The organism is Streptomyces anandii JCM 4720 (assembly GCF_014650655.1).
GTDB classification, from domain to species: domain Bacteria; phylum Actinomycetota; class Actinomycetes; order Streptomycetales; family Streptomycetaceae; genus Streptomyces; species Streptomyces anandii.
In genome coordinates, this window is sequence record NZ_BMVJ01000002.1 from 134,090 (window position 1) to 142,301 (window position 8,212).

Below are 8,212 nucleotides of genomic sequence, written 5' to 3' on the forward strand. Positions count from 1 at the left end.
CGCGGTCGGTCAGTACGGCGGGATGGATGCCGCGGGCCAGGTCCCGCAGCTCCTGGAGCGCCGTCTTCACCTCGCCGTGCGCCTCGTCCACCATCCGCGCCGCCGCCCTCGGGTCCTCGGCCAGCTTCTCCTTCGCCAGTCCGAGGTCCATCGCCAGCGCCACCAGCCGGGCCTGCGCCCCGTCGTGCAGGTCCCGCTCGATGCGCCGCAGGTCGGCGGCCGCCGTGTCCACCACGGTCCCGCGGTCCGACTCCAGCTCCACGACCCGCGCCGACAGCCGCGACGGCCCGAGCAGCCCGTGCACCAGCACCCGGTCCACCATCGTCAGCGCCCGCACGATCCACGGCGTGGCCAGCGTGAACAGCAGGCCCACCAGGGCGGTGACCCCGATCTCGAAGGGGTTGTCGAGGAAGACGCGGTGGTGCTCGTCGCCGTAGAGCTGGATGCCGCCCTGGCCCGCCCACACCGGGAAGACCCAGAACCACAGCGGGTACGTCAGCAGCGTCCAGCCCACCGACCACACGGTCAGGCCGACCACGAAGGAGAACACCGACCACGGGAACTGCAGCACCGAGTAGAGCAGCGCCCGCCACGAGGCGCCGCTCTTCAGCACGGCCCCCGTCCAGGCCAGCACCCCGTGCCGCTTCATCCGCAGCGGCTCGGGCTCGGCCACCTCCAGACCCAGCAGCCCGCGCGCCCGGGCCCGCTCCAGCACGCCGATCCCCCGGCAGCCCGCCAGCGCCGCCGCCAGCACCGGCACCCCGAGGAACGTCACCAGCAGGCCGGCCCCCAGCGACACCATCGTCACGGCGTAGGTGAACATCAGGATGCCCATCGGCAGACCCAGCAGCACGTACCCGAACTCGCGCCGGCTGCGCGCCTCGAACGGCGCCCGGAGCCCGGCGGGCAGCCGGTGCCGCCGGTGACCCCGGTCGGCGCCGTATCCGTGTCCGTACCTCGCGTACTCGGTGGCCATCGGCTTCGTCCCGTTCCCCTCGTCGTGCCGTCGTGCCGCTTCCTCAGCGGTCGCCTCTCGGCTTGTGCGGTGCGGCTTCCCGCCGTACCCCCAGCCTGCTCGGCCGCGGCCCACGGGACCATGGAGCGCGTCGGCGTCCTGGACGGGGGGTTTTCCCTACCTGCGGGGGGGGGGGGGGCCCGACCGTCTGCTGGGCGTGACCGTCCGACGGGGTCTCGGCGGGCCGGGGAAGCCGCGGGCTGGTGGTGGCACGGACCGGCGTGCCGCCGGCCGGTGGCACCGTGCGTCGGCGTGTCGCAGGTCAGCGCGGCGCGGGTCAGCGTGGTGCGGGCAGGCCCGCAGCGCGCGCCGGTGTGCCGCGGGCCGGGGCGGGGCGGGCTGGTGGTGGCGCACGTCGGCGTGGTGCGGACCGGCGGCGCGTGCCCGTGTGCCACTGGCCGGTGGCGGTGCGGGCCGGTGCGGCAGGCCGATGGCACCGGCTCACGCCGGCGTGGCGTGGGCCGGTGCCGTGGTCAGCGGGCGTTGGCGTCCGTGCGGTCCCGCCACGGCAGTTCCGCCGTGACGGTAGTCGGGCCGCCCGCCGGTGACTCGACGACGAACAGGCCGTCGACGGCGCCCAGCCGGTCGGCCAGCCCCCGCATGCCCGTACCGCCGTCGAGCCGGGCCCCGCCGCGGCCGTCGTCCCATACCTGGATCAGCAGCCGGTCCTCGGACCGCCACACGTCCACCGACGCCGATCTCGCCCCGCTGTGCTTGCTGATGTTCTGCAGCAGCTCGGAGACCGTGAAATAGGCGATGCCCTCGATCGCCGCCGCGGGCCGCGTGTCCAGGTCGGCCGTCACCTTCACCGGCACCGTGCAGCGCGAGGCCACGGAGGACAGCGCCGCGTCCAGGCCGCGGTCGGTCAGTACGGCGGGATGGATGCCGCGGGCCAGGTCCCGCAGCTCCTGCAGCGCGAGCTTCACCTCACCGTGCGCCTCCTCGACCATCGCGGCCGCCGAGTCCGGGTCCTCCAGCAGCTTCTCCTTGGCCAGACCGAGCCCCATGGCCAGGTTGACCAGCCGGGCCTGCGCCCCGTCGTGCAGATCGCGCTCGATGCGCCGCAGGTCGGCGGCGGCGGTGTCGACCACCACTCCCCGGTCGGACTCCAGTTCGGCGATGCGCCGCTCCAGTTCGTCCGAGGGCGACAACAGCGCGCGCGCCATCGCCCGGTCCACGTTGGCCATCCCGCGCGCGAGGTAGGGCAGCACCGGCCACAGGACGAAGAGCGAGGTCAGGGTGACGGTGAAGGTGAGGATGCCCCAGGGCAGCCGGATGAGGCCGTAGAGCGCGGCCCGCCAGGCGACCGGGTCCTTCAGCATCAGCCACAGCCGGTTGAGCGGGCCCTTGGTCCGCGCCAGCGGCAACGGGCTCGGCTCCTCGACCGACGTCCCCAGCAACGACCGGACCCGGGTCCGCTCCAACCGCCCCAGCTGACGCGAGCCCGTAAGCCCGGCCGCGAGCAGCGGCAGGCCGACCACGGTGACCGTCAGTCCGGCACCGGTGGTGAGCACGGTCACGACGTAGACGAAACCGATCAGGGACATCGGCAGGTTGGCGAGGAGATGCGTGATCTCCTTCCAGGTGGGCAGGTCGTAGGCGAAACGGACCGGGGGCGGGCCGTCCTCGGCGCCGGCCGCCGCCCGGTCGGAGGAGGAGATGGGTGCGGTCATAGCCGCTAGCGTGCCGTGCGGCGCGCGAGCGCGCCATGAGGTCGGCCGCCCAGGTCCACGGGGGAAAACCCCACCCCCGCGTCCCACGGTGCGACGGGCTGCTTACCCTCCCTTTATCAGGGCCTAGACTCCCGTGCGTACAGATCGTCGAACACCACGGACATCACGAACACCACGAGGTCAGGGAGCGAGGGACGGACGGTGCCTGAGACGTTGCGGGAGACACCGCGGGGGTCGACCGCCGTCGTCGCGGCGGACTACTTCCACTCCTACTCGGTCGTCGGACTGCTCGCCGTCGTCGGCGTGCTGTTCGTCGCCGTCGCCTTCGGCGCGGGCCGGCTGCTGCGGCCGGTGGTCCCCACCCCCGAGAAACTCCTGACCTACGAGTGCGGCGTCGACCCCGTCGGCGAGGGCTGGGCGCACACCCAGGTCCGCTACTACGTCTACGCCTTCCTCTACGTGATCTTCGCCGTCGACTCGATCTTCCTGTTCCCCTGGGCGACGGTGTTCGCCGCCCCCGGCTACGGCGCCGCGACGCTCGTGGAGATGTTCGTCTTCCTCGGCTTCCTGGCCGTGGGCCTGCTGTACGCATACAAGAAGGGCGTCCTGGCATGGACGTGAACCCCGGGATGGACGCGGCCCCGGAGCCCGTTCCCGAGCCCGTTCTGCTTCCCGAGCCGAAGCGGCTGGGCGCGCTCGCCCGGCTGGCGCCCGAGCCGATGAAGGTCGTCCTCAACTGGGGCCGCCGCTACTCGCTCTGGGTCTTCAACTTCGGCCTGGCCTGCTGTGCGATCGAGTTCATCGCCGCGTCGATGGCCCGCCACGACTTCATCCGGCTCGGCGTGATCCCCTTCGCCCCGGGTCCGCGCCAGGCCGACCTGATGGTGGTCTCCGGCACGGTCACGGACAAGATGGCCCCGGCGGTCAAGCGCCTGTACGAGCAGATGCCCGAGCCGAAGTACGTCATCTCCTTCGGCGCCTGCTCCAACTGCGGTGGCCCGTACTGGGACTCCTACTCGGTCACCAAGGGCGTCGACCAGATCATCCCGGTGGACGTCTACGTCCCCGGCTGCCCGCCCCGCCCGGAGGCGCTGCTCCAGGGCATCCTCAAACTCCAGGAGAAGATCGCCCGGGAGTCGCTGGGGGAGCGCTACGGCACGGATCCGGCACGTCCGTCGGTGGCGGCGGCACGCCCGTCGGTGGCGGCGCTGCGGAGCGGGCTGGTGCGGCCTCCCGCACCGGAAGGGTCCGAGGGAGCCGAGGGGTCCGACAGGTCCGAGGGGTCCGAGGGGTCCGAGGGGTCCGAGGGGGAGACACGATGACAGCGGCCGGCTGGCTGCCCGCGCCCGCCGAAGAACTCTTCGGCGCCGAGGCCACCGCGGAGGAGTCCTACGAGGTCCTGACGGTCGACGTACCGCCGGCCTCCTGGATCCCCGCGCTGCGCACCGCCCGCGACGAGCTGGGCTGCACCTACTTCGACTGGCTGAGCGCGGTCGACGAGCCGGGTACCGGCATGCGCGTCTGCGCCCACGTCGTCGCCCTCTCCCCGGTACGGCGCCTGCTCCTGCGCACGACCGTTTCCCACGAGGCCCCGGCCCTGCCGTCCGCGGTGGACGTCTACGCGGGCGCGGCCTGGCACGAGCGCGAGACGCACGAGATGTTCGGCGTCCGCTTCGAGGGCCACCCGGGCCTCGGCCACCTGCTCCTCCCCGACACCTTCGAAGGCCACCCGCTGCGCAAGGACTTCGTCCTCGCGGCCCGGGTCGCCAAGGCCTGGCCCGGGGCCAAGGAACCGGGCGAGTCGGACCACGGCGGCCCCAAGCGCCGCCAGATGCTGCCGCCCGGCGTCCCCGACCCCAACGAGTGGGGCCCCCTGAAGGGCCAGCTCCCGCCCGCCCCGGCCCGCCCGGCCCGGGGCGCCGGCCGTGCGGCGGGCGAGCGCCCGGCCCGCGCCGCGGGCGACCGCCCGGTCCGCCGCACCCGCACGGCGGCGCAGGGCTCCGCCGGCCAGACCGACCCGGCGGCGCAGCCCCCCATGGAAGCGCCGGCCCGGCAGGCGGCCGGCGCCAACGAGGCCCCGGCACCCCGCCCGCGCCGGATGCGGAGCGCGAGCCAGGGCTCGGTGAGCCAGACGGCGCCCCAGGAGCAGCCGACCCCGGCCGAGGGCACGGCACCGGAATCACCGGCACCCGGCACCCCGGCCCCCGAGGGCCCCACCCCGCCGAACCCCCCGCGCAGCACGGACGCCCCCTGGCACCACGCCCGCCCGGCATTCGACGAGCCCAGCCAGGATTCAGCGGACAACGGCACCGACGACAGCGGAGACCAGACCGAAGGAGGCCGGCAGTGAACGACACGGTCGACGTCGCCCTGCGACTCCTGATCGTCTTCGTGGTCTTCCTCACCTTCCCCCTGATAGTCGGTCAGACCGAGCACAAGGTGATGGCCCACATGCAGGGCCGCCTCGGTCCCATGTACGCCGGCGGCTTCCACGGCTGGGCCCAGCTCGTCGCGGACGGGGTGAAGTTCGCGCAGAAGGAGGACGTGGTCCCCTCCGGCGCGGACCGCCGCGTCTTCCAGCTCGCCCCGGCCGTGGCCCTGCTGCCGTATCTCCTCGTACTGCTCGCCATCCCCATCGGCCCCGGCGAGGGCGCCGTCGGCCAGGTCCTGGACGCCGGGATCTTCTTCGTGCTCGCCGTGATGGGCGTCGGCGTCCTCGGCTCTCTCATGGCCGGCTGGGCCTCCGCGAACAAGTTCTCCCTCCTCGGTGGTCTGCGCACCGCCGCCCAGCTCCTCGCCTACGAGCTGCCGATGCTGCTCGCCGCCGCCTCCGTGGCGATGGCCGCCGGCACGGTGTCCCTGCCGGGCATCCTGCACGCCTTCCACTGGTGGTGGCTGCCCTGGCAGATCGTCGGCGCGATCGTCTTCTTCGTCGCCGGACTCGCCGAACTGCAACGCCCGCCGTTCGACATGCCCGTCGCCGACTCGGAGATCATCTTCGGCGCGTACACCGAGTACACCGGTCTCCGCTTCGCCCTGTTCCTCCTCGCCGAGTACGCCGGGATCGTCGTCCTGTGCGGCCTGACCACCGTCCTGTTCCTGGGCGGCTGGCACGGCCCGTGGGGCGCCGAGGGCCTCGGCTGGGTGTGGACCCTGCTGAAGACGGCCGTCCTCGCGTTCGTCGTCATCTGGCTGCGCGTCACCTACCCGCGCCTGCGCGAGGACCAGTTGCAGAAGCTGTCCTGGACCCTGCTCGTCCCCCTTTCCCTCGCCCAGATCGCCCTCACCGGCGTCGTCAAGGTGGTGATCTCCTGATGTCCCGCCCGTCGCCCGACCACCGCCCCTCGGCGACGCCCTCCGGGCGGCCCCGCCTGTCGATCCCCGGCTCCGGCCTGGCCAAGGGCCTGGCCGTCACCCTGCGCACGATGACGAGGAAGACCGTCACCGAGCAGTACCCGGACGCCCAGCCGGACCTCCCGCCCCGCACCCGGGGTGTGATCGCCCTGTTCGAGGAGAACTGCACGGTCTGCATGCTGTGCGCCCGCGAGTGCCCGGACTGGTGCATCTACATCGACTCCCACAAGGAGACGGTGCCGGCGGCGGTCCCCGGCGGCCGCGAGCGCAGCCGCAACGTCCTCGACCGCTTCGCCATCGACTTCTCCCTGTGCATGTACTGCGGTATCTGCATCGAGGTCTGTCCTTTCGACGCCCTGTTCTGGTCCCCGGAGTTCGAGTACGCCGAGACCGACATCCGCGAGCTCACCCACGAGCGGGAAAAGCTCCGCGAGTGGATGTGGACCGTCCCGGCCCCGCCTGCCCTGGACCCCGGCGCGGAGGAGCCGAAGGAGATCGCCGCCGCCCGCAAGACCGCCGAGAAGCTCGCCTCGGCCCAGCCGGGGCCCGAGGAGGGAGACACGTGAGTCTCGCTGCCCAGACGCACGGTTTCCTCTCGCCGACCGGCGTCGAGATCGCCTTCCTCCTCGTCGGCCTGGTCACCTTCGGCGCGGCCCTCGTCTCCGTGACCACCCGGCAACTGGTGCACGCCGCCCTGTGGCTGGTCGTCGCCCTCGGCGGTCTCGCTGTCGAGTACCTCCTGCTCACCGCGGAGTTCATCGCGTGGGTGCAGGTCCTCATCTACGTGGGTTCCGTCGTCGTCCTCCTCCTGTTCGGTCTGATGCTCACCAAGGCCCCCATCGGCCGCTCCCCGGACGCCGACTCGGGCAACCGGTGGGCCGCCCTCACCGTTGCCGTCGCCGCCGCGGCCGCCCTGGTGTGGGTGGTCGTCGACGCCTTCCGCGCCACCTGGATCGATCTGGACGGCGCGGCCGCCGGCTCGACGAAGGTCACCGGCGCGAGCCTGTTCCAGAACTGGGTGCTGCCCTTCGAGGCGCTCTCCGTCCTCCTTCTCGCCGCCCTGGTCGGCGCGATCGTCCTGTCCCGCAAGGCGAAGGCCACGGCCGCCGCGTCCTCCGCCGTCGCGGACGCCCCCGGCGGGCGGGCCGCCAAGGAAGAGGTCCGCTGATGCACCTCGCCTATCCCGCCGTGCTCTCCGCCCTCCTGTTCTGCACCGGCCTGTACGGCGTCCTCGCCCGGCGCAACGCGATCCTCGTCCTGATGTCCGTCGAGCTGATGCTCAACGCGGTCAACCTCGACCTGGTGGCCTTCGACGTCTGGCTGAGCAAGGCGGCCGTCGAGACCCTGCACTCCGGCCAGGCCCTGACCCTGTTCACCATCGCCATCGCCGCGGCGGAGATCGGCATCGGCCTGGCGATCGTCCTCGCCGTGTACCGCAACCGCGGCACCTCGGACATCGACCGCCTCCGCGACTCCGCGGAGGGCCCCGACGACGACCCCGGCCCCGGCGACGCCGCCCCGGCCGCTCAGGACACCGAGAAGGCTGAGGCCACCACGTGACCACGACCACCCTCGCCGTCCTCGTCCCCCTCCTTCCGTTCCTGGGCGCGGCGGCCGGCCTGCTCCTCGGCCGCACCGCCCCCGGCTACGTCCGGCCGCTCGCCGTACTGCCGACCCTGGCCTCCCTCGTCCTGGCCGTGCTGGTCGCCGCCCGCCAGGGCGGTGGCCGGTCCATCGACGCCGCCACCGAGCTCACGCCCACCGGCTCCGTCCCCGTCGAGCTCGCCCTGCACATCGACGGCTTCGCCGCCCTCGTCGCCGTCCTGGTCGGCGTCGTCGCCACCTGCGTGCAGATCTACTCGACGGGCTACCTGCGCCACGACCCGCGCTACCCCTCGTACGCCGCTCTCGTCTCCCTGTTCACCTCCGCGATGTTCCTGGTCGTCTACTCAGGCGACCTGATCGTGCTGCTGGTCGGCTGGGAAGTCATGGGCATCTGCTCCTACTTCCTCGTCGGCCACTACTGGGAGACCCCGGAGGCCCGCGCCGCCTCCATCAAGGCCTTCCTGGTCACCAAGCTCGGCGACGTACCCTTCCTGATCGGCCTGTTCGCGCTCGGCACCGCCGCCGGGTCCTTCCAGATCACCAAGGTCCTCGGCACCGTCGCGAG

The 8,212-nt window shown here is 72.8% G+C and carries 10 protein-coding genes; 8 read left to right on the top strand and 2 right to left on the bottom strand.

The annotated features are described in order from the left end of the window. Together IE249_RS03725 and IE249_RS03730 are read right to left on the bottom strand one after the other, a co-directional pair. The coding region (locus IE249_RS03725) for a sensor histidine kinase (protein WP_229857450.1) at positions 1-976 on the bottom strand (976 nt) is incomplete at its 3' end. A gap of 512 nt (positions 977-1,488) precedes the next feature. Next, a complete protein-coding gene (locus IE249_RS03730) occupies positions 1,489-2,688 on the bottom strand; it encodes a sensor histidine kinase (protein WP_189703333.1) in 1,200 nt (399 codons plus the stop codon). Positions 2,689-2,889: 201 nt separating this feature from the next. Between IE249_RS03730 and IE249_RS03735 the strand changes: the two genes are divergently transcribed. The 8 genes from IE249_RS03735 to IE249_RS36085 all read left to right on the top strand — a co-directional run. Continuing rightward, entirely contained in the window at positions 2,890-3,309 is a 420-nt protein-coding gene (locus IE249_RS03735) for an NADH-quinone oxidoreductase subunit A (RefSeq protein ID WP_229857452.1), read from the top strand. Beyond that, complete coding sequence (locus IE249_RS03740; protein ID WP_189703334.1) at positions 3,300-4,010, top strand: NADH-quinone oxidoreductase subunit B; 711 nt, start codon at positions 3,300-3,302, stop codon at positions 4,008-4,010. Before IE249_RS03735 ends, IE249_RS03740 begins: the two co-directional genes overlap by 10 nt. Next, positions 4,007-5,038 (top strand): NADH-quinone oxidoreductase subunit C, encoded by a 1,032-nt coding sequence (locus tag IE249_RS03745; RefSeq protein ID WP_189703335.1) that lies wholly within the window; start codon positions 4,007-4,009, stop codon positions 5,036-5,038. The genes IE249_RS03740 and IE249_RS03745 overlap by 4 nt, the downstream gene beginning before the upstream one ends. Beyond that, positions 5,035-6,003, top strand: coding sequence for a complex I subunit 1/NuoH family protein (locus IE249_RS03750; RefSeq protein ID WP_189703336.1), 969 nt, complete (start codon positions 5,035-5,037; stop codon positions 6,001-6,003). Before IE249_RS03745 ends, IE249_RS03750 begins: the two co-directional genes overlap by 4 nt. 110 nt (positions 6,004-6,113) lie before the next feature. Beyond that, positions 6,114-6,608 carry a 4Fe-4S binding protein gene (locus IE249_RS03755; protein WP_189703679.1) on the top strand — a complete coding sequence of 165 codons (495 nt, stop codon included), beginning with the start codon at positions 6,114-6,116 and terminating at the stop codon, positions 6,606-6,608. After that, positions 6,605-7,210: an NADH-quinone oxidoreductase subunit J family protein gene (locus IE249_RS03760; RefSeq protein ID WP_189703337.1), complete on the top strand. Its 606-nt coding sequence runs from the start codon at positions 6,605-6,607 to the stop codon at positions 7,208-7,210. Before IE249_RS03755 ends, IE249_RS03760 begins: the two co-directional genes overlap by 4 nt. Beyond that, positions 7,210-7,602 carry an NADH-quinone oxidoreductase subunit NuoK gene (nuoK, locus tag IE249_RS03765; protein WP_189703338.1) on the top strand — a complete coding sequence of 131 codons (393 nt, stop codon included), beginning with the start codon at positions 7,210-7,212 and terminating at the stop codon, positions 7,600-7,602. Before IE249_RS03760 ends, nuoK begins: the two co-directional genes overlap by 1 nt. Next, a partial coding sequence (locus tag IE249_RS36085; protein WP_268249664.1) for a proton-conducting transporter transmembrane domain-containing protein occupies positions 7,599-8,212 on the top strand: 614 nt, incomplete at its 3' end. The genes nuoK and IE249_RS36085, both read left to right, overlap by 4 nt.

Excerpts from the sequence above, each read along its gene's own strand:
- IE249_RS03730 (WP_189703333.1), bottom strand. The coding sequence starts at position 2,688 with ATGACCGCACCCATCTCCTCCTCCGACCGGGCGGCGGCCGGCGCCGAG.
- IE249_RS03755 (WP_189703679.1), top strand. The coding sequence starts at position 6,114 with ATGACGAGGAAGACCGTCACCGAGCAGTACCCGGACGCCCAGCCGGAC.
- nuoK (WP_189703338.1), top strand. The coding sequence starts at position 7,210 with ATGCACCTCGCCTATCCCGCCGTGCTCTCCGCCCTCCTGTTCTGCACC.
- IE249_RS03740 (WP_189703334.1), top strand. The coding sequence starts at position 3,300 with ATGGACGTGAACCCCGGGATGGACGCGGCCCCGGAGCCCGTTCCCGAG.
- IE249_RS03745 (WP_189703335.1), top strand. The coding sequence starts at position 4,007 with ATGACAGCGGCCGGCTGGCTGCCCGCGCCCGCCGAAGAACTCTTCGGC.